The organism is Bradyrhizobium sp. NDS-1 (assembly GCF_032918005.1).
GTDB classification, from domain to species: Bacteria; Pseudomonadota; Alphaproteobacteria; order Rhizobiales; family Xanthobacteraceae; genus Bradyrhizobium; species Bradyrhizobium tunisiense.
Genome location: NZ_CP136628.1, coordinates 3082189 through 3105851, shown reverse-complemented (window position 1 = coordinate 3105851; position 23663 = coordinate 3082189). Strand labels below are relative to the sequence as shown.

At 64.2% G+C, this 23663-nt stretch carries 26 protein-coding genes; 9 read left to right on the top strand and 17 right to left on the bottom strand.

What is annotated here, in order from left to right:
* Positions 1–4: 4 nt before the first annotated feature.
* Positions 5–241 (bottom strand): BolA family protein, encoded by a 237-nt coding sequence (locus RX330_RS14370; RefSeq protein WP_011088461.1) that lies wholly within the window; start codon positions 239–241, stop codon positions 5–7.
* Positions 242–437: 196 nt separating this feature from the next.
* On the opposite strand from RX330_RS14370, the gene RX330_RS14365 reads away from it, so the two are divergent.
* Positions 438–797, top strand: coding sequence for a DUF427 domain-containing protein (locus tag RX330_RS14365; protein ID WP_317243415.1), 360 nt, complete (start codon positions 438–440; stop codon positions 795–797).
* Between the two features lie 69 nt (positions 798–866).
* Here the strand turns inward: RX330_RS14365 and RX330_RS14360 are convergent, their stop codons facing one another.
* A complete protein-coding gene (locus RX330_RS14360) occupies positions 867–1040 on the bottom strand; it encodes a DUF1328 domain-containing protein (protein WP_197951474.1) in 174 nt (57 codons plus the stop codon).
* 174 nt (positions 1041–1214) lie between these two features.
* On the opposite strand from RX330_RS14360, the gene RX330_RS14355 reads away from it, so the two are divergent.
* Positions 1215–2402: an acyltransferase family protein gene (locus RX330_RS14355; RefSeq protein WP_317243414.1), complete on the top strand. Its 1188-nt coding sequence runs from the start codon at positions 1215–1217 to the stop codon at positions 2400–2402.
* 120 nt (positions 2403–2522) lie between these two features.
* Here the strand turns inward: RX330_RS14355 and purL are convergent, their stop codons facing one another.
* A complete protein-coding gene (purL, locus tag RX330_RS14350; protein WP_317243413.1) occupies positions 2523–4733 on the bottom strand; it encodes a phosphoribosylformylglycinamidine synthase subunit PurL in 2211 nt (736 codons plus the stop codon).
* A 187-nt stretch (positions 4734–4920) separates the two neighbouring features.
* On the opposite strand from purL, the gene RX330_RS14345 reads away from it, so the two are divergent.
* Positions 4921–5400 carry a PaaI family thioesterase gene (locus tag RX330_RS14345; protein WP_317243412.1) on the top strand — a complete coding sequence of 160 codons (480 nt, stop codon included), beginning with the start codon at positions 4921–4923 and terminating at the stop codon, positions 5398–5400.
* Positions 5401–5476: 76 nt separating this feature from the next.
* Positions 5477–6436: a DMT family transporter gene (locus tag RX330_RS14340; RefSeq protein WP_212081580.1), complete on the top strand. Its 960-nt coding sequence runs from the start codon at positions 5477–5479 to the stop codon at positions 6434–6436.
* A 13-nt stretch (positions 6437–6449) separates the two neighbouring features.
* Here RX330_RS14340 and RX330_RS14335 read toward each other — a convergent pair whose 3' ends face one another.
* Together RX330_RS14335 and RX330_RS14330 are read right to left on the bottom strand one after the other, a co-directional pair.
* Positions 6450–6875: a GFA family protein gene (locus tag RX330_RS14335; RefSeq protein WP_317243411.1), complete on the bottom strand. Its 426-nt coding sequence runs from the start codon at positions 6873–6875 to the stop codon at positions 6450–6452.
* Positions 6876–7039: 164 nt separating this feature from the next.
* The gene (locus RX330_RS14330; RefSeq protein WP_317243904.1) at positions 7040–7636 is read right to left on the bottom strand and encodes a TetR/AcrR family transcriptional regulator; all 597 of its coding nucleotides are present in this window, start codon (positions 7634–7636) and stop codon (positions 7040–7042) included.
* Positions 7637–7780: 144 nt separating this feature from the next.
* On the opposite strand from RX330_RS14330, the gene RX330_RS14325 reads away from it, so the two are divergent.
* Positions 7781–8182 carry a RidA family protein gene (locus RX330_RS14325; protein ID WP_212081583.1) on the top strand — a complete coding sequence of 134 codons (402 nt, stop codon included), beginning with the start codon at positions 7781–7783 and terminating at the stop codon, positions 8180–8182.
* 28 nt (positions 8183–8210) lie between these two features.
* Here the strand turns inward: RX330_RS14325 and RX330_RS14320 are convergent, their stop codons facing one another.
* Together RX330_RS14320 and purQ are read right to left on the bottom strand one after the other, a co-directional pair.
* On the bottom strand, positions 8211–9197 hold the full coding sequence (locus RX330_RS14320; protein WP_317243410.1) for a tripartite tricarboxylate transporter substrate binding protein BugD: 987 nt from the start codon (positions 9195–9197) through the stop codon (positions 8211–8213).
* Positions 9194–9895 (bottom strand): phosphoribosylformylglycinamidine synthase subunit PurQ, encoded by a 702-nt coding sequence (gene purQ, locus RX330_RS14315; protein WP_212081587.1) that lies wholly within the window; start codon positions 9893–9895, stop codon positions 9194–9196. Before purQ ends, RX330_RS14320 begins: the two co-directional genes overlap by 4 nt.
* A 167-nt stretch (positions 9896–10062) precedes the next feature.
* On the opposite strand from purQ, the gene RX330_RS14310 reads away from it, so the two are divergent.
* Positions 10063–11079, top strand: a complete 1017-nt coding sequence (locus RX330_RS14310) for a magnesium and cobalt transport protein CorA (RefSeq protein ID WP_212081589.1) — start codon at positions 10063–10065, stop codon at positions 11077–11079.
* A gap of 149 nt (positions 11080–11228) precedes the next feature.
* Here RX330_RS14310 and purS read toward each other — a convergent pair whose 3' ends face one another.
* Positions 11229–11468 (bottom strand): phosphoribosylformylglycinamidine synthase subunit PurS, encoded by a 240-nt coding sequence (gene purS, locus RX330_RS14305; RefSeq protein ID WP_148773046.1) that lies wholly within the window; start codon positions 11466–11468, stop codon positions 11229–11231.
* A gap of 11 nt (positions 11469–11479) precedes the next feature.
* The gene (purC, locus tag RX330_RS14300; RefSeq protein ID WP_173015815.1) at positions 11480–12247 is read right to left on the bottom strand and encodes a phosphoribosylaminoimidazolesuccinocarboxamide synthase; all 768 of its coding nucleotides are present in this window, start codon (positions 12245–12247) and stop codon (positions 11480–11482) included.
* A 319-nt stretch (positions 12248–12566) separates the two neighbouring features.
* Between purC and RX330_RS14295 the strand changes: the two genes are divergently transcribed.
* Positions 12567–12890, top strand: coding sequence for a DUF1476 domain-containing protein (locus RX330_RS14295; protein WP_212081591.1), 324 nt, complete (start codon positions 12567–12569; stop codon positions 12888–12890).
* Positions 12891–12895: 5 nt separating this feature from the next.
* Here RX330_RS14295 and RX330_RS14290 read toward each other — a convergent pair whose 3' ends face one another.
* Positions 12896–13870, bottom strand: a complete 975-nt coding sequence (locus tag RX330_RS14290) for a LysR family transcriptional regulator (protein WP_317243408.1) — start codon at positions 13868–13870, stop codon at positions 12896–12898.
* A gap of 104 nt (positions 13871–13974) precedes the next feature.
* Between RX330_RS14290 and RX330_RS14285 the strand changes: the two genes are divergently transcribed.
* The gene (locus tag RX330_RS14285) at positions 13975–14802 is read left to right on the top strand and encodes an oxaloacetate decarboxylase (protein ID WP_317243407.1); all 828 of its coding nucleotides are present in this window, start codon (positions 13975–13977) and stop codon (positions 14800–14802) included.
* Here RX330_RS14285 and cynS read toward each other — a convergent pair.
* The 4 genes from cynS to RX330_RS14265 all read right to left on the bottom strand — a co-directional run bounded on the left by cynS (position 14789) and on the right by RX330_RS14265 (position 18591).
* On the bottom strand, positions 14789–15277 hold the full coding sequence (gene cynS, locus RX330_RS14280) for a cyanase (protein WP_212081598.1): 489 nt from the start codon (positions 15275–15277) through the stop codon (positions 14789–14791). The two genes, RX330_RS14285 and cynS, sit on opposite strands and share 14 nt — an antisense overlap.
* A gap of 15 nt (positions 15278–15292) precedes the next feature.
* Positions 15293–16216, bottom strand: coding sequence for an ABC transporter ATP-binding protein (locus tag RX330_RS14275; RefSeq protein WP_317243406.1), 924 nt, complete (start codon positions 16214–16216; stop codon positions 15293–15295).
* 4 nt (positions 16217–16220) lie between these two features.
* Positions 16221–17060: a nitrate ABC transporter permease gene (ntrB, locus tag RX330_RS14270; RefSeq protein WP_212081602.1), complete on the bottom strand. Its 840-nt coding sequence runs from the start codon at positions 17058–17060 to the stop codon at positions 16221–16223.
* A 148-nt stretch (positions 17061–17208) separates the two neighbouring features.
* Positions 17209–18591 (bottom strand): CmpA/NrtA family ABC transporter substrate-binding protein, encoded by a 1383-nt coding sequence (locus tag RX330_RS14265; RefSeq protein ID WP_317243405.1) that lies wholly within the window; start codon positions 18589–18591, stop codon positions 17209–17211.
* Between the two features lie 159 nt (positions 18592–18750).
* On the opposite strand from RX330_RS14265, the gene RX330_RS14260 reads away from it, so the two are divergent.
* Positions 18751–20697, top strand: coding sequence for a sigma 54-interacting transcriptional regulator (locus tag RX330_RS14260; RefSeq protein ID WP_317243404.1), 1947 nt, complete (start codon positions 18751–18753; stop codon positions 20695–20697).
* Positions 20698–20814: 117 nt separating this feature from the next.
* Here the strand turns inward: RX330_RS14260 and RX330_RS14255 are convergent, their stop codons facing one another.
* From RX330_RS14255 to RX330_RS14245, 3 genes are all read right to left on the bottom strand, one after another.
* Entirely contained in the window at positions 20815–21693 is an 879-nt protein-coding gene (locus tag RX330_RS14255; protein WP_317243403.1) for a sulfurtransferase, read from the bottom strand.
* Between the two features lie 64 nt (positions 21694–21757).
* Entirely contained in the window at positions 21758–22870 is a 1113-nt protein-coding gene (locus RX330_RS14250) for an acyl-CoA dehydrogenase family protein (protein WP_317243402.1), read from the bottom strand.
* A gap of 35 nt (positions 22871–22905) precedes the next feature.
* Complete coding sequence (locus RX330_RS14245; RefSeq protein WP_126260848.1) at positions 22906–23448, bottom strand: OsmC family protein; 543 nt, start codon at positions 23446–23448, stop codon at positions 22906–22908.
* Between the last annotated feature and the right edge of the window lie 215 nt (positions 23449–23663).

The following is a 23663-nucleotide window of genomic DNA, read 5'->3' as shown; positions in this document are numbered from 1 at the left end:
CTCGTCAGGTCCCTGGTACCCCGGTTTGCAGCGCCAGCGCGTGCAGCACGCCGCCCATCTGGCCGCGCAGGGATTGATAGACGATCTGGTGCTGCTGGACGCGGGACTTGCCGCGGAAGGATTCAGAGATCACGGTCGCGGCATAATGGTCGCCATCGCCGGCGAGGTCTCGGATGGTCACCTCGGCATCGGGGATTGCTGCCTTGATCATCGCCTCGATATCGTGGGCGTCCATGGGCATTCGGGTCTCGCTCCTTGTCTCGGCTGCTAATCAGCCTCGTCGTCGAATCGCTGCCGGGGTCCCCGGCCCGGCAGGGCCAAACTTAGCGTGAACGGCCTTCACCGTCACGTCCTCAGGCACTATATCCCTGATCGCATCAGGATAAAGGCACGACAAAGTGCCGCGCGTGACAGGTTGATCGAAAAGGCGTGACATCATGAAGCTTCCAGGGCCGGACCACCCCATCACCATCACCCCGAACCCCCGGCGCGTCCGCGTCACGGCGGGCGGCGTCGTGATCGCCGAGACCGGCAGGGCGCTGACCTTGAAGGAGGCCAAGTATCCGGCGGTGCAGTATGTGCCACGGGAGGACACCAACATGGCCCTCCTCGAGCGCACCGACCGGGTCACCCACTGCCCATACAAGGGGGATGCGAGCTATTTCAGCGTCAAGGCCGACGGCGAGACGCTGAACAACGCGATCTGGACCTACGAGACGCCCTTCCCGGCGATGGCCGAGATTTCCGGCCATCTGGCGTTCTATCCGGACAAGGTGAAGATCGAGGAAGTGGGGTAAGCGCCGCAACCCACCGTCGTCATGGCCGCGTCAAGCCTGGCCAGGACGACGAAGGGGACCCGAATCGGGTCACGTCCTGAAGATCGTGAGCCCCAGGATCAGCAGCACCAGGAAGATCACGACGAAGACGTAGAACAGGAATCGGGCGATGTCGGCCGAGGCGGCCGAGATGCCGGTGAAGCCGAGCACGCCGGCCACGATCGAGACAAGTAGGAAGATCAGCGCCCATTTCAGGATCGTCATCGCCTGCTCCGAACTGCCGCAACTCATGGCCTAGACCGTTTTCGGCAAACGCTAACATTGCTGCGAGAAACTGGTTCCTAGAGGTAGTCGGGGGCGACCTGCGAACAAGCCGCCCTTGCTGAATCAAGTTCTCGGCGGCAGAATCCGGCCGGGATCAAGATCGGGGCGGCCACGATGACGATGTCACATTCAGCGACGATCGGCGCAGAGGTGCATGCCGCGCCGCAGACCAAGGTGCGCAATTTGGCGATCGATCGCGCCCGCACCTTCCTGACCCTGGTGGTGCTGCTGCATCACGCGGTGATCCCCTATACTTATTTCGGTCATACCGATCCGAGTTATTTTTTCGGCTTCGATATGATCGTGCTCGCCACCGACAGTTTCTTCATGGCGATGTTCTTCTTCCTGTCGGGACTGTTCGCCTGGTCCGGCATCGCCCGGAAGGGAGCGCGGAGCTACATGGCAGATCGCCTGCTTCGGCTTGGCCTACCCTTCGTGATCTGCGCCTTTACGGTCATTCCGCTCGCCTATTACGCGATCTCCCTGCGGCATCATCCGGACATCGGCTTTTCGGAATTCTGGTGGAATATGGTCACGAAGGGCCCATGGCCGAGCGGGCCGATCTGGTTCCTATGGGTCTTGTTCGCCTTCGACCTGGTGGCCTGCCTGCTGCACCGGCTGTCACCCAATCTGCTCGATCCGATCAATCGCCTCTCGCTGCATGGTCGCCGCCGGCCCGCCGTGTTCTTCGCAGTCATGCTGGCCGTAACCGCGGCGTTCTACATTCCCGGGCTGGTTCACTACGGACACAGCAGCTGGTTCGAGTTCGGGCCGTTCTCGGTCCAGCACGGGCGCGTGATGCTCTACGCGACCTATTTCTTTTTCGGTGCCGGCATCGGCGTTGCGCAAATGGATCGTGGGCTGCTCTCTGTCGACGGCCGCATGGCCAAGGTCAGCTGGGACTGGATGGTGCTGGCGATCGTGCCGTATTGCCTCTTGTGGACGCTGATCTTCATCAAGCGCGAAATACTGGGCAACCCGGCGCCTTTGCCGGATTGGTATGAAGCGCTCTATGCGATCTGCTTCACTGTCTTCAGCGTGGCCATCATGTTTCTGATCCTGGCCATTTTCCAGAGATTCAAGCAATCAGGCTCAGCCCGGCTGCTCGATCCGATGCAGGGCGACGCGTTCGGCATGTTCCTGGTGCACTATCCGATCGCATTGTGGCTGCAATACTGGCTGTTCGACTACGACCTGCCGGCCATCGTCAAGGCCACGATCGGGTTTGTGCTGACGGTCGCGGCGAGCTGGGCTCTGACGCGAGCATTGCGGCAGATCCCGGGCGCATCGCGCATATTGTGAGGCATGGCCTCTCCACTCGTCATTGCGAGCGCAGCGAAGCAATCCAGAATCCCTCCGCGGAGGTAGTCCGGATTGCTTCGTCGCTTTGCTCCTCGCAATGACGAAGTGTGTGGCAGCGCCTTATGCCGCCTTGCCGCTCATATATTCCGGCAGCCAGCGCTCGAACGATTTGCGCAAGCTGTCGATCGTTACCGGCGCCTCGCCGGCGACCGCGATGGCATCGCCCCCGGTGGTGCCGATCCGCACGCAGGGCACCTCGCAGCCGCGCATCTTGGCGAGCACGCGGCCCGCTTCCGTTTCAGGCACGGTCACGAGATAGCGCGCCTGATCCTCGCCGAACCAATAGGCCTGCGGCACCAGCGCAGTCGGCGCCGCGAGCAGTTTTGCGCCGATGCCGCTCGCCATCGCCATCTCGGCAAGCGCGATCAAGAGGCCGCCGTCGGAGAGATCGTGCACGGCGGTCGCCGTGCCGCCATGGATCATGCCGCGCACGCAATCGCCATTGCGTTTCTCGGCGGCGAGATCGACCGGCGGAGGCGCGCCCTCCTCGCGACCGCAGATGTCGCGCAGGTACACCGACTGGCCGAGCCAGCCGTGCGTCTCGCCGATCAGGAGAATCGCCTCGCCCTCTGCCTTGAAGGCCAGCGAGGCTGATTTGGTGAAGTCGTCGAGCAGGCCGACACCGCCGATCGAGGGCGTCGGCAGGATCGCGCGGCCGTTGGTCTCGTTGTAGAGCGAGACGTTGCCGGAGACGACGGGGAAGTCCAGCGTGCGGCAGGCTTCCGAGATACCCTTCAGGCAGCCCACGAACTGGCCCATGATCTCGGGCCGCTCAGGATTGCCGAAATTGAGATTGTCGGTGATCGCGAGCGGCTTGCCGCCGACCGCCGTGATGTTGCGCCAGGCCTCCGCCACCGCCTGCTTGCCGCCCTCGAACGGATCGGCCTCGCAATAGCGCGGCGTCACGTCGACGGTCAGCGCCAGGCCCTTCGGCCCATCCTCGACACGCACCACGGCGGCATCGCCGCCCGGGCGCTGCATGGTGTTGCCGAGGATGACGTGGTCGTACTGCTCCCAGACCCAGCGCTTGCTGCACATGTCAGGCGTGCCGATCAGCTTCTCCAGCGCAGGCCCAAGGCTCATCGGCGCCGGCACGTCGCGCGCATGCACGACGGGCAACGCGGCGGAGGGAACGTGCGGGCGATCATAGAGCGGCGCCTCGTCCCCGAGTTCCTTGATCGGCAAATCGGCCATGACGTCGCCGCCATGCTTGACCACGAAGCGCTTGCTCGGCGTGGTGTAGCCGACGACGGCGAAATCCAGTCCCCACTTCTTGAAGATCGCCTCGGCTTCCTTCTCCTTCTCGGGCTTGAGCACCATGAGCATGCGCTCCTGGCTTTCCGAGAGCATCATCTCGTAGGCGCTCATGCCGGTTTCACGGGTCGGCACCGCGTCGAGATCGAGATCGACGCCGAGATCGCCCTTGGCACCCATCTCCACCGCCGAGCAGGTCAAGCCCGCCGCGCCCATGTCCTGGATCGCGATGACACAGCCCTTCTCCATGATCTCGAGACAGGCCTCCAGCAGCAGCTTCTCGGCGAAGGGATCGCCGACCTGCACGGTCGGGCGCTTCTCCTCGGACTTGTCGTCGAACTCGGCCGAGGCCATCGAAGCGCCGTGGATGCCGTCGCGCCCCGTCTTGGAGCCCAAATAGACGATCGGCATGTTCACGCCGGAGGCGGCTGCATAGAAGATCTTGTCGGCATCGGCGAGGCCCACCGCCATCGCGTTGACGAGGATGTTGCCGTCGTAGCGGGTGTGAAAGCGCACTTGCCCGCCCACCGTCGGCACGCCGAAGGAATTACCGTAGCCGCCGACGCCGGCGACGACACCGGAGACGAGATGCCGGGTCTTGGCGTGCTCGGGCGCACCGAAGCTCAGCGCGTTCAGGCAGGCGATCGGGCGCGCGCCCATGGTGAAGACGTCGCGCAAGATGCCGCCGACGCCAGTGGTCGCGCCCTGATAGGGCTCGATATAGCTCGGGTGGTTGTGGCTCTCCATCTTGAAGACCACGGCCTGGCCGTCGCCGATGTCGATCACGCCGGCATTCTCGCCCGGGCCCTGGATCACCCAGGGTGCTTTCGTCGGCAGCCCCTTGAGGTGGATGCGCGAGGATTTGTACGAACAGTGCTCGTTCCACATCGCCGAGAAGATGCCGAGCTCGGTGAAGCTCGGCTCCCGCCCGATCAGCTTCAGGATGCGCTCGTATTCGTCGGGCTTGAGCCCGTGGGCGGCAACCAGTTCGGGGGTGATCTTCGGTTCATTCTTCATGGATTCGGGGCTTTCGGGCGGCGGTTTGGCCGTTCTTAGGAACATCCGGGGCTCGCGAAAAGCCCTTTATGGCGCATTTTCCCGCTGTCCCACATTTTGCGGCAGGCCGCCCTTCGGGAACAGGAATTGCACGGCGCGGACAGATCGGATTTAAGGGCTGAAGACCCGCAATTGAAGGCCCATCTCCTTGCACGAATTGACCAAAGCACCCCCGCCCCGCCGCCCCGACCTCCACGTCGCCACTGAGGGCGAATTTCTGGGCTGGCGGACCTGGATTCGCGACAGTTTTGAGGCCCATGTCGGCCCCTTCTGGCACCGGATCGAGGCAGACGGCAGCGTCCGCAGCGCCTTCCGGGTGGAGAAGAAGCACCTCAACGGCTCGGGCAACGTCCATGGCGGCTGCTACATGGCCTTTGCCGACTACTCCCTGTTTGCGATCGCCACCCATGTCCTGGACAGCCGGGCCGTGACCACCAATTTTTCCTGCGAGTTCCTCGACGCGGCACGGGAGGGCGAGCTGATCGAATGCACCGGCGAAGTGAGCCGGGCCGGCGGTTCGCTGATCTTCCTGCGCGGCCAGATGATGTCCGGCGAACGGCTGCTGCTCACCTTTTCCGGCACGATCAAGCGGATGAAGCGGAAGGCGCTCCCTCAGCCAAACGCATAGCTCGACGCCTTCCTTTTTCGCGCGCCCTCGCCCAGACTTCGCGGCAAGCGCTACCGCGCCGGGGAGCAAGAACAAGGTGCCGCAGAGCACATCGGAGGCGAGGCGCGCGACAGCCGCCGCACCACTGTCGCCCATCGCCGCAACCGGCGCGCGCAACTGGCGCGACTATGCGTTGCTGCTGGCGCTCGCCTGCTGCTGGAGCTCGACCTATCCGCTGACCAAGCTCGCGCTTCCCACGATCCCGCCCATCACCTTCATTTCGGCGCGCTCACTGATCGCGGCCGCCTTCCTGTTCGCGATCCTGTGGATGCGCGGCATCAGGATTCCCACCGACGCGAGGGCCTGGAAGCTGTTCGCCACCCAGCAATTGATCAACTCGACCTTTCCATTCCTGATCATCACCTGGTCGCAGCAATATGTGCCGGCGTCGAACACGGTTGTGCTGGCCTCGACGACGCCGATCTTCGCCTTCCTGATCACCTCGCTGATCACGCGGCACGAGCCGGCGACGCTGCTCAAGCTCGCCGGCGCGATTTTGGGACTCGCCGGCACCGTCGCCATCGTCGGGCTCGATGCGCTGCGCGGCTTCGGCAGCGAGATCGTCGCGGAGATTGCGATCCTGCTCGCCACGATCTCCTTTGCCTGCGCGACGATCTTCGGTCTTCGCCTGTCGGAATACGACCCGATGGTGGTGGCGGCCGGCTCGCTGCTGTTCGGCGGCCTCATCCTGCTGCCGCCCTCGCTGCTCATCGACCAGCCCTGGACGCTGCATCCGACGCCGACGGCGATCGTCGCCACCATCGTCATGGGCATCGTCTCGAGCGCGCTGGGCCTGATGCTGTTCTACGTCTGCCTCGGCCGGCTCGGCACGCTGACCACCAACGCGCAAGGATACTTGCGCATCCCGATCGGCGTGGGTCTATCGGTGCTGCTGCTCGGCGAGAGCGTGCCGTCGAACCTCGCGCTGGGACTGTTGCTGGTGATGGCCGGCGTTGCCGCGATGACGGTGCCGGCGGAGCGGCTGAAGCGGCGCTAGCCCATGGCGATGGTCAGTCCGCCGGAATGAAGCGGAGGGTGCCTGCGCGGCGCGTCGGTTTGCCGGTGTCGTTGGTATGATTGACGCCGTCCGTGACAGGAACCTCAAGAAAATCGAACGGACTTATCCCGTCGAAGCAAGCTACGTTGACCGCATACGAATTCTGGTCCGATCGACGTTGATGATGCGTGTAGATGCCGCAGCGGGAACAGAAAAAATGCTGTGCTGATCCGGTATGAAAGCGGTAGCTCGTCAGTGCATCCTCGCCCTTCAGGAACTTGATGCCGCCCATCTCCACCATGACGATGACCGCGCCGCGCATTCGGCAGTAAGAGCAGGTGCAGCGGCGGATCGAATTGAAGCCGTCGCTGAGCGTCGCCTCGAAACGCACAGCGCCGCAATGGCACTGACCAGCCCGGACGTTTGTGTCGCTCATCATGTTGTCTTGTTTCCCGGTGTTGGTGCGAGGACGAGACCGTCTCGGCGACGTCAACGGACAGAGAAATATCCCGCAAATGCAAGCCGGACAATCATTAAAAGAATTGCAGCGGCATGCCGTAGCGGACCCGAGAGGCGCTTCGGAGTGGTTTGCATCACGCGCAGTCAGATCTTCTTGCGTAGCAATCCACTCGCCAACTCTCGGAACGCGTCGATAGCCTTGTTCAGCACGCTTTTCGGTTCGTCGGCTGCCGCAACCCATAAGGCGGCGCTGAGCGCGGCGCCGTTCAGCAATCGCCCCGCCGCTTCGACATCGACCGGCTTCACCACGCCTTGTTCGATCAGCGAGGCGATCGCTCCCATCGTGATATCGAGACAGGCGTTCTCGCCGGGCCATTTGGAGGGATCACCGAGCACGGCGGGTCCGTCCAGCAGCATGATGCGCTGGATCTCTGGATCGAGCGCCATTTCGATATAGGCGCTGCCCTCTGCGAGAAGACCCTCCCATAAAGTGGGCGCCTGCTCGCGGGCCACGCGGAGCCGCTCCGCCATTTCGCCGTCGATCTGCGCGACGACGGCCCAGAGCAGCCCCTTCTTGTCTTCGAAATTGTGATACAGCGCGCCCCGCGTCAGACCGACGGCGGCCGTGAGCTCGTCCATCGAGGCCTCTGCATAACCCTGCGTGGCAAATGCCTCGCGCGCGGCGCGGATGAGCTTGGCCCGATTTTCCGCCATCGCCGCGGCACGCTTTCCCTTTTCCATGCCGCTCAATTTCCTGTTGACATACGCCTCGTATGTGAGCGATATCCCACATACGCGCCGTATATGAAATACCTCAATGCCACGGGCGGCACCGTCACGCAATCTGGTTCGGTGCCCTTCCATCGCCCATCGAAAGGCTCAAACATGCTCCAGCGTCAGGCCATTTTCCCTGCCAACCGCCATGCGTTGTACCAAGCGCATCGCTATTCCGCCGCGATCCGATCCGGCGACCTCCTGTTCGTCTCAGGGCAGGTCGGCAGTCGCGAGGACGGCTCGCCCGAGCCTGTGTTCGAGGACCAGGTGCGACGCGCGTTTGCCAATCTGCGCGCCGTGCTCGCGGCGGCCGGATGCACATTGGACGATGTGGTGGACGTCACCACCTTCCACACCGATCCTGCGAACCAGATCGAGACGGTGATGGCGGTCCGCACAGCCGAGATCGGTGAAGCTCCCTATCCGAACTGGACCGCAGTCGGCGTGAACTGGCTGGCGGGCTTCGACTTCGAGATCAAGGTCATCGCCCGCGTCCCTTCAGCAACTCAGTAGATCTCGCCGAGCGCAGGAGATGTGCCGACTACTTGGCGTCGTCCGCCAGCATCTTCCGGTACTTCTCGACGTCGCGCGTCACGAGTTGCTGCAGCAGCTCCGGCGCATGCTCGCCTGCATCGGGCGCGACGGTCGAAAGATCGGCAAAGCGCTTCTTCACCGCGTCGGTTTCCACGGCCGTGCGCGCGGCGGCGTTGAGCCTGGCGATGATCGCCGGCGGCGTCCCCTTCGGCGCGAACAGGCCATTCCAGCCCTGTGCCTCGAACTCAGGCAGGCCGGCCTCCGCGGAGGTCGGTAGATCCGGCAGCGTGGCGAGGCGCACGGTCGAGCCGACCACGAGCCCCTTCACCAGCTTGTCGTTGATCGACTGCGAGACGGATGCGGCCGCATCGCAGACGCCGTCGATCTGGCCGCCGACCGCATCGGTCAGCGCGGGCGCTGCGCCGCGATAGCCGACCAACGCCGCGTCGATCCCGGCTGACGTGACGAAGCTCTTGCAGATCAAATAGTTCGAGGAACCGACGCCGGCATGGCCGAGATTGATCTTGCCGGGATTTGCCTTGGCGTAGGCGATGAACTCTCTCAGGTCCTTCGCCGGAAAATCCTTGCGCACGGCGATGATGCCGAACGTCTTCGCCACCATGGCGATCGGCACGAAGGACTCCGGCGTGAACGGCAGCTTTGGATAGATCGTGTAGGTCGCAGCATTGGTGCCGGCATTGCCGATCGCGATGGTGTAGCCGTCGGGCTCGGCGCGGGAGGCGCGCGCCAGCGCGGTCGATCCGCCGGCCCTCGCAACGTTCTCGATCACGATGGTCTGGCCGAGCGCGATGCCCATCTGCTCGGCCACCGCGCGCGCGATCACGTCCGAGGTGCCGCCGGCCGCGAACGGCACGATCATGGTGATCGGACGCTTGGGGTAATCCTGCGCGAGAGCGCTGGTTGCGAGCGAAAATGACGCAAGCGTCAGCGCCGCGATCGCCGCGAGCGCCCGCTTCGCCACGAACGAGATCACGCCGCCTTTTCCAGATGCGCCGTGAGGCCCGCGAACAGGCCGCGGCCGTCGGTGCAGCCCATGATGTCTTCGACGTGGTTTTCCGGATGCGGCATCATGCCGAGCACGTTGCCCTTGTCGTTGACGATGCCGGCGATCGAATGCGCCGCCCCGTTGATGTTATGGGCTTCGTCCACCACACCCTCGGCCGAGCAATAGCGATAGAGCACCCGCCCCTCGCCTTCGAGCCGCTTGATGGTCTCTTCATCCGCCTCGTAATTGCCCTCGCCATGAGCGACCGGCACGCGGATCACCTGGCCGGCATTGTAGCCGCGGGTGAACGGCGTGTCGGAACGCTCGACGCGCAGATGCACGTCGTGGCAGATGAATTTCAGCCGCGCGTTGCGCATCAAGACGCCCGGCAGAAGGCCGGACTCGCAGAGGATCTGAAAACCGTTGCAGACGCCGAGCACGAGGCCGCCCTTGGCCGCATAGTCGCGCACCGCATCCATCACCGGCGCGCGGGCCGCGATGGCACCGCAGCGCAAATAGTCCCCGTAGGAGAAGCCGCCCGGCACCACCACGAGATCCGTGCCCGCGGGCAGCGCCGTCTCGGCATGCCAGACCATCGCCGGCTCGCTGCCGGAGATCAGCCTCAAGGCACGCGCCATGTCGCGCTCGCGGTTGATTCCGGGAAAGACGAGGATGGCGGCTTTCATGGCTGAGGTTCCGATGGAGCGGGAATCGAGGCTGGCCAAGCGGCCAATTCACGAAGAGACATAACCATTTGACGGGGATTTTACCAGTGCTAGCCTCGGCACAGGGCCTTGTGCACAGGTGATAATCGCACGCCGCGCGGCCGCTCGATTTGCCGGGATTTGAAGCCATGAACGTCCCGTCGCTGCCCACATCCCCGTCCGAACCGGTGCCTACCGATGGTGTCGTCGCCGCCGGTGCCTATGTCGACGGCCGGCGCGTCGCCAACATCGCCATCAGCGAGGCCTCGAGCTGGCGGACCAAGCCCGGCCACGTGGTCTGGATCGGCTTGCACGAGCCGGACATGGCGCTGCTCGGCGCGGTGCAGAAGCAGTTCGACCTGCACGATCTCGCGATCGAGGACGCCAACCACGCCCATCAGCGGCCGAAGATCGAGCAATATGGCGAGGCCCTGTTCATCGTCGCGCGGACCGCGCAACTGATCGAGGGCCGGATCGCCTTCGGCGAGACGCATATTTTCGTCGGCGAAGGTTATCTGGTCTCGGTGCGCCACGGCGCTTCGACGTCCTACACGCCGGTGCGCGAACGCTGCGAGAGCTGCCCGCGGGCGCTCGCGCGCGGCGAAGACTACATCCTCTACGCCATCCTCGATTTCATCGTCGACAATTACTCGCCCGTGCTCGAAAGCATTCACGACGAGATCGAGGGCATCGAGGACGACGTGCTCTCCAAGCCGATCAGCAAGGCGCAGATCGAGCGGCTCTACATGCTGCGCCGCGACCTGTTGCGGCTCAGGACCGCGATCGGCCCGCTGGTGGAGGTCTGCCGCCGGCTGGAGCATGACGAGCTGTCGATGGTGCGGAAGGCCATGCAGCCGCTGTTTCGCGACGTCACCGACCACGTCCGGAACATCCAGGAGCGCATCGATTCCATGCGCGAGGTGCTGGCCTTCGCCTTCGAGGCGAGCCTGCTGGTCGGCCAGGCGCAGGAGACGGCGGTGTCGAAGAAGCTCGCGTCCTGGCTCGCGATCATCGCGGTCCCGACCGCGCTCGCAGGCATCTACGGCATGAACTTCAAGCACATGCCGGAGCTGGAATGGGAGTACGGCTATTTCATGCTGCTCGGCGTGATGCTGACGGCGTGCACGACGCTGTACTGGCGTTTTCGCAGCGTCGGATGGCTGTGAGCGAATGCCGTTGCGCTTCTCTCGCCCCTCATCCTGAGGAGCGCGCTCTTCGCGCGCGTCTCGAAGGATGAAGGCCGAGATGTAACAGCCGGGCCTGCATGGTTCGAGACGCGCTTTGCGCTCCTCACCATGAGGGTCTACGAGACAGCCTAAACGATCTCAACCCGATAATTCTCGATCACGGTATTCGCCAGCAGCTTGTCTGCGGCATCCTTCAGCGCCGCTTCCGCCTTGGCCTTGTCGGCGCCGGCGAGCTCGATATCGAACACCTTGCCCTGGCGGACGCTGGCGACGCCATCGACGCCGAGCGACTTCAGTGCGCCTTCGATGGCCTTGCCTTGGGGATCGAGGATGCCCGTCTTCAAGGTAACGGTAACACGTGCCTTCACGTCAAATCCCCTCAGCTCTTCACCAGCACCGGGCCTGAGCCCTGCGGACGCTCGTTCTCCATGAGGATGCCGAGGCGTTTTGCAACTTCAGTATAGGCCTCGAGCAGGCCGCCGAGATCCCTGCGGAAGCGGTCCTTGTCGAGCTTCTCGTTGGACTTGATGTCCCACAGACGGCAGCTATCCGGCGAGATCTCGTCGGCGACGATGATGCGCATCATCTCATTCTCGAACAGGCGACCGCACTCCATCTTGAAGTCGACGAGGCGGATGCCGATGCCGAGGAAGAGGCCGGTGAGGAAGTCGTTGACACGGATGGCGAGCGCCATGATGTCGTCGATCTCCTGGGGCGTCGCCCAGCCGAAGGCGGTGATGTGCTCTTCCGACACCATGGGGTCGTTGAGCTGGTCGTTCTTGTAGTAGAATTCGATGATTGAACGGGGCAGCTGCGTGCCCTCCTCGATGCCGAGGCGCTGCGACAGCGAGCCGGCAGCGACGTTCCGCACCACTACCTCCAGCGGCACGATCTCGACCTCACGAATCAGCTGCTCGCGCATGTTGAGGCGGCGAATGAAGTGGGTCGGCACCCCGATGTCGTTGAGGTGCTGAAACAGGTACTCCGAGATCCGGTTGTTGAGGACACCCTTGCCCTCGATCACCTGATGCTTCTTCGCATTGAACGCGGTGGCGTCGTCCTTGAAGTGCTGGATCAGGGTACCGGGCTCCGGGCCTTCATAGAGAACCTTTGCCTTGCCTTCATAAATGCGACGCCGACGGCTCATTGGGATGTACCGTGTTTTGTTGAAATCCATGAATTTGGTGTGCTCCGGTTACGAGGACTGCGACCCACAGCGGAGCTGCCGTGAACGGCTGGGAACCCGTCTCGAATCCTTGGAAACAGAACGGGAACCAAGCCTTCAGGCAACCTATCCGATTGGCTGACCGAGCACAATCGATCCGGCCCTCCGGCACCAACTTATACCGTCTCGCCTGCGGCTTAACGGCCCGTTGTTTTGCCGATATGTGCTATCTATGTAGGCATGCAGCCGGGCGGTCGCAACGGAAGGCCCCCGCTCCATTCAGAGGGATTTGGAACAAGGCATGAGCGAGTTCGACAAGCGCCAGGAAGGTTTCGAGAAGAAGTATGCCCTCGACGAGGAGCAGAAATTCAAGGCGGAAGCCCGCCGCAACCGGCTGCTCGGGCTGTGGGCGGCCGAAAAGCTCGGCATGTCAGGCGATGCCGCCACCGCCTATGCCAAGGAGGTGGTCGCGGCCGATTTCGAGGAGGCCGGCGATGCCGACGTCCTGCGTAAGCTCACGGCCGATTTTGCCGCCAAGAACGTCGCTGTCACCGAACAGGCGATTCGCGCCAAGATGAGCGAGCTGCTCGCGGTGGCAGCCGCCGAGGTGAAGGCGGGAAAATAATCCATTCAGACGAGCCGCCGGCGCGCAACAACCTTGCGCGCCGGCGATCTTTTTCTGGCGTACTTTGAGACCGAGACATGCCGCCCGGCATAGTTGCGGCGGATGGTGTCGAGCAGGCGCTCGGCGGCAGCGCTCAGAAAGCCGTCGCGACGGGTCACGAGGACGGTGTCCTGATCCGCGGCAAGATCGCCGACGATGATCGTCGCGATCGATGCCGCGCGCAACTCCTCTGCCACATGGCTTCTCGCCAATAGCGCGAGACCGAAGCCGGCCTCCACGAGGCGCTTCCGCGCGGTGAGGCTGTCGACTGCCGTCCATTCGACCTCGCCGAGCCCTTGCGTGAGAAACAGAGCGAACACATGGGCTGCGGCGATCTCGCGGCGGCCGCGCGTTTCCGGGAATGCGATCCAGCGTTCACCGCGAAGCTCGGCGAGCCGCTTCACCCGCTTGCCGGCCAGCGGATGTTCGGGCGCACAAACGACCTGTAACGCCTCGGTCAGCACCAGCTCGCAGGCGAGATCGCCGGCGCGGTCGACGTTGTAGCGCAGGCCGATCGTGGCCTCGCCGCGCCGGATGAGATCGCTGACCTCCGCGCTGGTCGCCGTCCGCAAGGTTAGCGTGACGGCGGGATATTCCCTGGCAAACCGCTTCATGATGGTCGACAGCCGGCCATCGGCGAGCGTGCCGGTCACCGCCAACGAAACCGGCCCCGCATTCTGCTTGGTCAAAGCGCGTATGGCCTGTTCGGCGTCCTGCGCCGCGGCGACCGCCCGCTCGGCATAGGGGATCAGCACGCGCCCGGCATCGCTGAGCCGGGTGCGGCCCGCCGCCCGCTCGAACAGGGGCACGCCAAGCTCCTGCTCAAGCAGCGCAATGCGGCGCGAAATCGCCGGCTGCGAGCGGTGCAGGAATTTCGCGGCATTCGAGATCCCGCCCCTGCGATGAACCGTCAGGAAGGTGTTGAGGGCGTCACTGTCCATCGCGACCTCATGCAAAAAACTGATGTCCTTTGCAAGAATAACAAATTTGTCGGATGGCGAAAATGCTCCTAAGGCTGCATCGACGGACAACACGGAGACGAGCCATGACGAGCCAATTGGACAAGGCGACGGCGTTCCGCGCGCTGCACGAGCGGCCTGGCGCCTTCGTCATTCCCAATCCATGGGATGCCGGTACGGCCAAGCTGCTCGCAGCAATGGGATTCGAGGCCCTCGCGACGACGAGCCTCGGAGTTGCCAACATGCTCGGCAGCAGCGGCGTCAGTCTCGATGTCATCCTCGCCAACGCGCGCGAGATCGTCGATGCTACCAACCTTCCGGTGAGCGTCGATCTCGAAAATTGCGGGGCCGATGAGCCGAAACGTGCGGCCGAAGCCATCCGGCGTGCCGCGGAAGCTGGCGCCGTCGGCGGCTCGATCGAGGATTTCAGCGGCGACCGCGATCGCCCCATCTACGACTTTTCCCTCGCCGTCGAGCGGGTCCAGGCCGCTGTGGAAGTGGCGCGTGCGCTGCCAACTCCGTTCACGCTGACGGCTCGGGCCGAGAACTTCCTGCACGGCCGCAAGGACATCGACGACACGGTTCGCCGCCTGCAGGCCTTCGAGGCCGCGGGCGCCGACGTCCTGTATGCGCCCGGCCTGTACGATCTCGCCACGATCCGGACCGTCGTCTCCTCGATCAGTAAGCCGTTCAACCACGTGATGGGCTTTGCCGACCCGACGCTGACAACGGCGCAATTGTCCGCCGCCGGCGTCAAGCGCATCAGCGTCGGCGGCGCCATGTCGCGCTACGCGCTCGCGGCGTTCCTGAACTGCGCGCGTGAGATGAAGGACAAGGGCTCCTTCACCTATGTTCGCGAGATGGCTCCGGTCGGCGCGCTGCGCGAGGCCTTCGCCGCGGTCACTCCTCCCTGAAGCCGTATTCCGGCACGTTGCCGCTGGCGCCGTAATATTTGTAGGGCAGGAATTTGCCGCTCATGGTGATCTTGACGCGATCGCCCTTCGGGTTGGCGACGCGCTCGATTCCCATGTCGAAGTCGATCGCCGACATGATGCCGTCGCCGAACTCCTCCTCGATCAGCGCCTTCCAGGCCGGACCGTTCACCATCACCATCTCGTAGAAGCGGTAGATCAGGGGATCGGTCGGCGGCATCGGCGTGCCGGTGCCGCGCATCGGCACCTCGTTGAGCATCGCGACTTCCGCCTTCGACAGGCCGAACAACTCGCCGGCATTGGCGGCCTGCGGCTTCGTCAGCTTCATCTGGCCCATGATCGCACCGACGATCAGCACCTCGGAATAGCCGCCGATCTTCTCGCAGACGTGCTTCCAGCTCCATCCCTTCTCGCGCTTGATGTCGAGCAGCTTCTCGGTGAGGTCTTCGCGTTTCATGTCAGGGTCTCCGTTTCAGGCAGTCAGTCCGGGACTGGTCCCGGGAATCCAGGTCTGGCGCTGCTCGTCACCACCGGAGGCAACCGTCAGTCCGGGCTTGCCGATATGCACCAGCGGCACATTGCGTGGATCGTGACCGGGCGTCTCGGCGGTAAACGTCTTGCTTCGCGTCACCAGAAAATCGATGATGTGGTTGCGCAGCGCGTAGTAGAGCGGATGGCGGTGCAGATCGGTGCGGCCGCGATCCCGCGGCAGCGGGTTCTCGACCACCTCTGCGAGCACCGCGCCGGGCCCATTGGTCATCAGAAAGATCTTGTCGGCGAGATAGATCGCCTCGTCGACGTCGTGGGTGATCATGAATGCGGTCTGCCCGGTCTCCAGGCAAATGCGCCGGACCTCGTCCTGCAGCGTGCCGCGCGTCAATGCATCCAGCGCCGAGAACGGCTCGTCCATCAGCATCATCTTCGGCGTGATCGACAGCGCCCGCGCGATACCGACGCGCTGCTTCATGCCGCCCGACAGCTCCGAAGGGCGCTTGTGCTCGGAGCCGGTCAGCCCGACGAGATCGATGAAGGTCTGGGCATGCGCCCTCACTTTGGCGCGGTCCCAGCTCCGCCATTTCGAGCTCACGGCATAGCCGACGTTGCCGAGCACGGTGCGCCAGGGCAGCAGCGCGTGGCTCTGGAAGATCACGGCGCGGTCGAGGCTGGTGCCCGAGATCGCCTGCCCGTCGACGATCACGGCGCCCTCGCTCGGCGCGTCGAGGCCGGCAAGGATGTTGAGCACCGTGGTCTTGCCGCAGCCGGAATGGCCAATCACGCAAGCGAACTCGCCGCGGGCCATCGACAGCCACAGATTCTCGAAGATGGTGGTCGTGGCCCCTCCGGCGCCAGGATAGCGCTTCGCGATGGCTTCGATGGAGATGAACTTGTCGGTCATGCCCCTACTCCGGAAACGTGACCATGCGCGTGAACCGCGCCAGGATCTGGTCGAGCAGCATGCCGACGACCCCGATCAGCAGGATCGCGATGATGACATTGGTGATCGACAAATTATTCCACTCGTTCCAGACGAAGTAGCCGATGCCGGTGCCGCCGACGAGCATCTCGGCGGCGACAATGACGAGCCAGGCGATGCCGATCGAGATGCGCATGCCGGTCAGGATCGTCGGCGCCGCAGCGGGGAGGATCACGGTGAAGGCGCGCCTGACGGTGCTGACCTCGAGCGTCCGCGCGACGTTGATCCATTCCTTGCGCACGCTGGCAACGCCGAACACGGTGTTGAGCAGCATCGGCCAGATCGAGCAGATGAAGATCACGAAGATCGCCGAGATCGAGGAATCCTTGATGGTGTAGAGCGCAAGCGGCATCCAGGCCAGCGGCGAGATCGGCTTGAGCACCTGGATGAAGGGGTCGAGCGCCTTGCTGAGCAGCGGCGACATGCCGATCAGGAAGCCGAGCGGGATCGCGACCAGCACGGCGAGCAGATAGCCGGTGCCGACGCGTGCGATGGAATAGGCGAGCTGGATGCCGAGCCCCTTGTCGTTCGGTCCGTTGTCGTAGAACGGCCGCTTCAGGTGCTCCCAGAGCTTGGCGCCGACATCGAGCGGCCCGGGCATCGCTGATTTCCCCTGCGTGGCCGTCAGCCCCATCAGCTTGGCGTATTCCGGGCTCATCGTTGTCGTTGCGCCGGTCGAGCGCGTGGCGAGGTGCCAGATGCCGAGAAACGCGGCGAGCAATGCGATCGAGACGAGACCGGCGCGGAGGCGGAGGGAGGAGGTCATCTGGCGCACCAGCGATACTGTGTCCCGGGCGCGGCGCAGCGCAAAGCGGTGCGACGCAGAACCGGGACCCATGCGGCCACACTGGATCCCGGCTCAGCGATGTACCACTGCGTGCTGCATCGCGTCCGGGACACGAGAGAGCTCACCATCACGACGACTTCCTGATCTTGAAGCTCGCGATATAATCCTCCGGCTTGGCCGGATCGAAGTTCTTGCCCATCACCGCAAACGATTTGTAGCTGCTCGCCGGCGGCGACAGGCCCATGTCGGTCATCAGCTTCTTGGTGTCGGTGGCCAGATACACCTGCTCGGCGACGCCCTTGTAGTCGACGTCGCCCTTGATCTGGCCCCAGCGCTTCATTTGCGTCAGCATCCACACCGCAAATGACTGCCAGGGGAACGGATCGAAATCGACGCGCTTGGCGTCCGTCTTCACTCCGCCGAGGCCATCGGCATAAGTGCCTGTCAGGACTTGCTCCAGCACCGTGACCGGCGCGTTGATGTAATTGGCCGGCGCGATCGCTTCCGCGATCTGCTTGCGGTTCTCCGCCTTGGAGGCGTAGGCGGTGGCATCGACGATGGCGCGCGTCAGCGCGGCAAAGCTGTTCGGCGCCGTCGTGATGAACTCGCGGCTGGCGGCGAAGCTGCAACAGGGGTGGCCGTCCCAGATCTCCTTCGACAACAGGTGCATGAAGCCGACGCCGTCATAGATCGCGCGCTGGCAAATGTTGTCGGGCGCGAGGAAGCCGTCGATGTTGTCGGCGCGCAAATTCGCGACCATCTCCGGCGGCGGCACCGAGCGCAGCTGCACGTCGGTATCGGGGTCGAGACCGTGCTCGGCGAGATAATAGCGCAGCAGGTAATTGTGCATGGAATAGTCGAAGGGAATCGCGAACTTCATTCCCTTCCAGTCCTTGGGATCGCGCTTGTCCTTGTGCTTGGCCGCCAGCACGATGCCCTGCCCGTTGATGTTCTCGATCGCAGGCACCGCAAACGGAATGGCGTTGGCGCCGAGCCCGAGCGAGATCGCGATCGGCATCGGCGCCAGCATGTGCGCCGCGTCGTATTCCTTGTTGATGGTCTTGTCGCGGATCACCGCCCAGCCGGCGGTCTTGACCACTTCGACATTGAGGCCGTGCTTCGAATAGAAACCCATCGGCGCCGCCATGATGATCGGCGTGGCGCAGGTGATCGGGATGAAGCCGACCTTGAGGTCCTTCTTCTCGGGCGCGCCTCCTTGCGCAAAGATTTCGGTCGCCGTCTTCAGCGGGAAGAACTGCGAGAGCGCCGCAAGCGCGGTGGAGGCACCAACCGATTTCAGGAAGGCGCGCCGCGCCACGTCCTGCGGAAACATCGCGCGCATGACGGCGGAGGCAACGACGCCCTCGTAGCGTTTGTCCTCGCTCTCGGCCGGCTCGCAGCGAAGCGCCGTGGTCGCCTGCTCGTGCTCGGCTGCCGAGCGATGCTGGCCACAGGCGCAGCCATCACGGAGGTTGCGGTTGGGATCGAACGGATTGTCGAACGTGGACATCGGACCTCCTGCGCGTCGTTGCAGGAGGAATTACGCAAGGAGCATGCCACGGCGGCTCTGCCGTCCACGGCATTGATGACGCAACGCTTTCAGTGAAGCTTGGTCGCTACGAAAAATCGTGATATACGAAAATTCGTAGCCGAATTACGAGATTTCGCAATGGCAACGACGCCAATGCCTGGCCACGACGACGCGGCCCGGACCATCGACCCACGAATTGCGGCCTTCGAGTCCTCCGTCGAGGCGACGCTGCTGGTCGACCCCTACGGCGACCAGATCATCGATGCCAATCCGGCCGCCTGCTCCCTGCTCGGCTACGACCGAGCCCTGTTGCGGCAGACCAAGGCCAGCACGCTTCACAACGGCCAGCTTCCCGCACTCACCGTGTTCACCCAGGCCGTGCTGCACAAGGGCGCCTACTGGACCACGGCGCTGGCCCCTCGGTACGCCACTGGCCAGGAGCTCCGGCTCGAAACGTCAGGTTGCCTCGTCAGCCACGGCGACCGTACCCTGGTGCTGCTCGTCCTCACCGATCTCGAGGCGCGCCGCCGCCGCAATGTCGATGCCGCCGCCGAGGACCACATGCGAGGTGGGATCGCGACCTGGCAGCGGGTCGAGCGCGTGTTCCAGGACATCGAGCGCGAGAACCAGCTGATTCTGCGCGCCGCCGGCGAAGGCATCTATGGCGTCAATGCCGAGGGCAAGACCACCTTCGTGAATCCCGCGGCCGAACGCATGCTGGGCTGGACCGCCGAGGAGCTGGTCGGCAAGGAGATCCATCCGATCGTGCACCACACTCACCACGACGGCCGGCACTATCACAACCATGATTGCCCGATCTACGCGGCGTTCCGCGACGGCGCCGTGCACCAGGTCGACGGCGAAGTATTCTGGCGAAAGGACGGTTCTCCGGCGTGGGTCGAATACACGTCCACGCCGATCCGCGACCGCGGCGTCGTGGTCGGCGCCGTGGTCGTGTTTCGCGATGTCAGCCAGCGGCGCGAGGCCGACGAGAAGCTGCATGCCGCGCTAGCAGAGGTCGACCGCCTGCGCGAGCGGCTCGAACTTGAGAATGCCTATCTTCAGGAGGAAATCCGCATCGAGACCAATCCGCGCGGCATCATCGGTGGAAGCGAGGCGATCCAGAAGACGCTGCGCCAGGTCAAGCTGGTGGCGCCGACCACGGCGGCGGTGATGATCACCGGGGAGTCCGGTACCGGCAAGGAGCTGATCGCGCGCGCCATCCACGAGGATTCCACCCGCAGCGACCGGCCGCTGATCCGCGTCAACTGCGCGGCGATCCCGCGGGAATTGTTCGAGAGCGAGTTCTTCGGCCATGTCCGCGGCGCCTTCACCGGCGCAACGCGCGACCGCATCGGCCGGTTCGAGCTCGCCGACGGCGGCACGCTGTTCCTCGACGAGGTCGGCGAAATTCCGCTCGAATTACAGGGCAAGCTGCTGCGCGTGCTGCAGGAGGGCAATTTCGAGCGCGTCGGCCAGGAACGCACGCGCGCCGTCGACGTCCGCGTCATCGCCGCGACCAACCGCGACCTCAAGCAGGAGGTCCAGCGCGGTCGCTTTCGCGAGGACCTCTATTTCCGCCTCAACGTATTCCCGATCGAGACGGTGCCTCTGCGCGAACGGCGCGAGGACATCCCCCTGCTCGCCCAGCATTTTTTGACGCGCGAGAGCAAGGCGTTGAAATCCAACCTGCGTCTGTCGGAAGGCGATGCGCGGCGGCTCACCCGCTACGACTGGCCCGGCAATGTCCGCGAACTGCAGAACGTGATCGAGCGCGCCGCGATCCTGTCGCAGAACGGCCGTTTGCGAATCGACCTGCCGGACTCCTCCGGCGCGCAGCCCACGATCGGCACGGCACGCCAGAAGGCCGATGCACGGCCGACCGTCATGACCTCGTCCGAGATGCGCGACTACGAGCGCGCCAACATCCTCGCCGCACTCGAAGCCTGCACAGGGAAAGTGTTCGGTCCCGGCGGCGCGGCGGAGATGCTGGACATCAAGCCGACCACGCTGGCCTCGCGGATCAAGGCGCTTGGGATCGCGCCTCGTCCGCAATCGGCCCATCCTTCGAGACGCCCGCTTTAGGCGGGCTCCTCAGGATGAGGACGGAGTGCGCGGCAACAGTATCAACAGACACCGGTGCCGCTTAGCCTCATCCTGAGGAGACCGCGAAGCGGTCGTCTCGAAGGACGAGGCGCGCGCTCAGGCCGCCTTTGTCGTCACACCCGGTGCCATCGGCAGCCCCTGCTCGATCGGCAGCGACGGATCGCGCGACCATTCGTTCCAGGAGCCGAAATACATCCGCACGTCCTTCACGCCTGCGTTCTTCAGTGCCAGGAACGTGTTCGAGGCGCGCGCGCCCTTGAAGCAGTAGAGGTAGACCGGCGTCGTCGGCGAGATGCCGACGGTGGCGCATTCCGCCAGAATCTCGTCCTTGGATTTGAAGCGCGGGCCTTCGGCTGTAGGCTTCATCATGCGATACCATTCCAGCCACACGGCGCCCGGAATCCGGCCCTTGCGCGGGCAGAAATCCTTGCCGTACGGGGACGAACTGTCGCCGATCCACTCGTCGACGTCGCGGACGTCGAGGATCGCGATGCCGGGCTTGCCGACGGCGGCGAGCATGGTCTTGGCGTCGATCAGGATCTCGCCGGCTTCGGGCACGATCGCGAACGACGCCTTCGCCGGCATCGGCACCTCCTTGGTTACCGGGAAGCCCGCACCCGACCAGGCGTCGAAGCCGCCATGCAGCACCTTCACCTTGGGATAGCCGAGCATGGTGAGCAGGTAATAGCCGCGGCAGGACTGGCCGAAGCCGGAGTTCATCGACTGCTCGTAGACCACCGCCGTCTCCTTGCCCGAAAGGCCGGCAGCGCCGAACGCATCGGCGAATTTCGTCTTGAGCTCGGCCATGCCTTCCGGCGTCGAGGTCGCGAGGAACGTAAAGATCTCGTGCACGTTCACGGCGCCCGGCAGGTGCCCGGCGGCGTAAGCATCGGGATTGCGGGTGTCGATGACGACACACGGCTCGGTCTTCAAGAGATCGGCGAGTTCGACGGCAGTGATCAGAACGTCAGTCATGGCAGCCTCTCCGTTGAGGTTGGTGGGTCTTCGGGTGGACTCGTAGAGCTCTAAGGTTTGGAACTCAGAAATCGGCGAGCATCTTGCGCAGCTGCTTGGTGGCCGGCGTGACGATCGCGACGAAATAGGCCTCGCGCAGGCGCCGCTGCGCGCGGTGGCTCTTCAAGTAGCCGCGGGCGCCACAATGCAGCATCGCCGCATGCGCCGCCGCGACGCTGGCCTCGCCCGCGCGAAGCCTGAGCGCGATCACCTTGCGCCAGTAGGTCTCCTCCTCGTTGTAGGGATCGCGTGCCAGCGCCATGGTCTCGGCCTCGAGCTCGGCGGCGAGCTCGCGGAAATGCACCGGCTGCTGCGGCAGATAGCGGTTGATGTGGCCGAGCGAACCGTCGACCTCGTCCATGATGTTGATGCAGTCCTTGATGAGGCCGAGCGCCATGCCGGCCTGCAGCAGGATGAAGCCGGCGCGGATCTTCTTCACGAAGGGGCCGGCGGGATCGGCGAGGATCAGTTCGTCCGGCACGAAGGCGTCGCGGAACTGCACGCCATAGGTGCCGGTGCCGTCCATCGCCATGAATGGCTTGCACGGCGTCAGCGTGATCGCGGGGTCCGAGCAGTCGGCGAGGAACATGACGGTGCCCTCGTCGTCCTCGCGCTCGAAGATGGTGCCGAAATAATGGTCGGGACCGAGGTTGGAGACCCAGGGCAGCGCGCCACGCACGACGTAGCCGCCCTCGACCTTGCGCCCCTTCAGCTTGAGCTTCTCAATGCCGAAAAAGCTCTTCATCGGATTCGAGAGACCGGTGCCACCGAGCACGCGCCCCGTCGAGAATGCATCGCCAAAACGCTTGGCCAGCTTCACGTTGGTGGAATTCGCCGCGTACCAGACCAGCGTGTTCTGGCACCAGGCCATGAAGGCCGTGGCGCCGCAGACCTCCCCGATCGCCGCCATCGCCTGGATCGCGCAGCGCAGATCGGCGGGACCTTCGTGCGGCACGTGACTGCCCCAGGCGCCGACCGCGCCGAACGCACGCAGCACCTCGGCCGGATAGACCGAACCGTCGTCGATGCCGACCGCGAGCGGCGCGAGTTGCTCCCGCGCGATCCGCGCCACCTCACCTGCAATGGACGGTGCGGGCTGATCCAGAACGTCGACCCGCGATAAAGCCAGTGAACCCATGATCGTCTCCCGCACCGTGTCGTGATTGCTCTCGGCTAGATGCCGACCTCGAGATTGACCGGCCGGGTGAAGGTGTTGGCGACCGGCGACCATTTCTTCACGTGGGCGACCAGCGCGTTGATCTCGTCCTGCGCGATGCCCTCGCATTCCATGTCGACCTTGACGCGCACATCGGTGAAGCCGACCGGCTTGTCCGAAGTATCGCCGGTGCCCCAGACCGCGGTGATGTTGAGGTCGCCTTCGAGCTCGAGCTCGAGCTTGTTGACGATCCAGCCGCGGTGCACGGCGTTGGCGTGCAGGCCGACCGCGAGGCAGGAGCCGAGCGCGGCGAGCGAGGCTTCGGACGGATTGGGCGCGGTATCGTCGCCCAGCAGCCCCGGCGGTTCGTCGACGATGTAGGGCGGCAGATTGCGGATGTAGTTGGCGTGGCGGAATTTACCCTCCGCAACCGTCTTGCATTTCAAGGTCTTGACGACCTTCGGATTGGCCTTGCCGCTCGCGATCAGTTGCTCGAGGCCGTTCTTGTCGATGGGCGCGAGGCACCCCGTCAGCACTGTCTTTTGAACGACGGCAGTCATCTTCTTCTCCCTCGCAGAAGTGGAAATCGGTAGGATACCGAACGGTCTGTTTCCTTGCATAGGACGTGCCAAAGCGGGCCGAAAAGGAAATGCGAGGGATTGGAGCCGCTTAAGGGGCGCTGCCTGCAGACTGATCAGTCGGGCTCTGCTCAAAGGCGATGCAGATGGGTTCGCCGATGCGAATCTTTTCGGCGCGAAAGAGATGCGGCTTGATG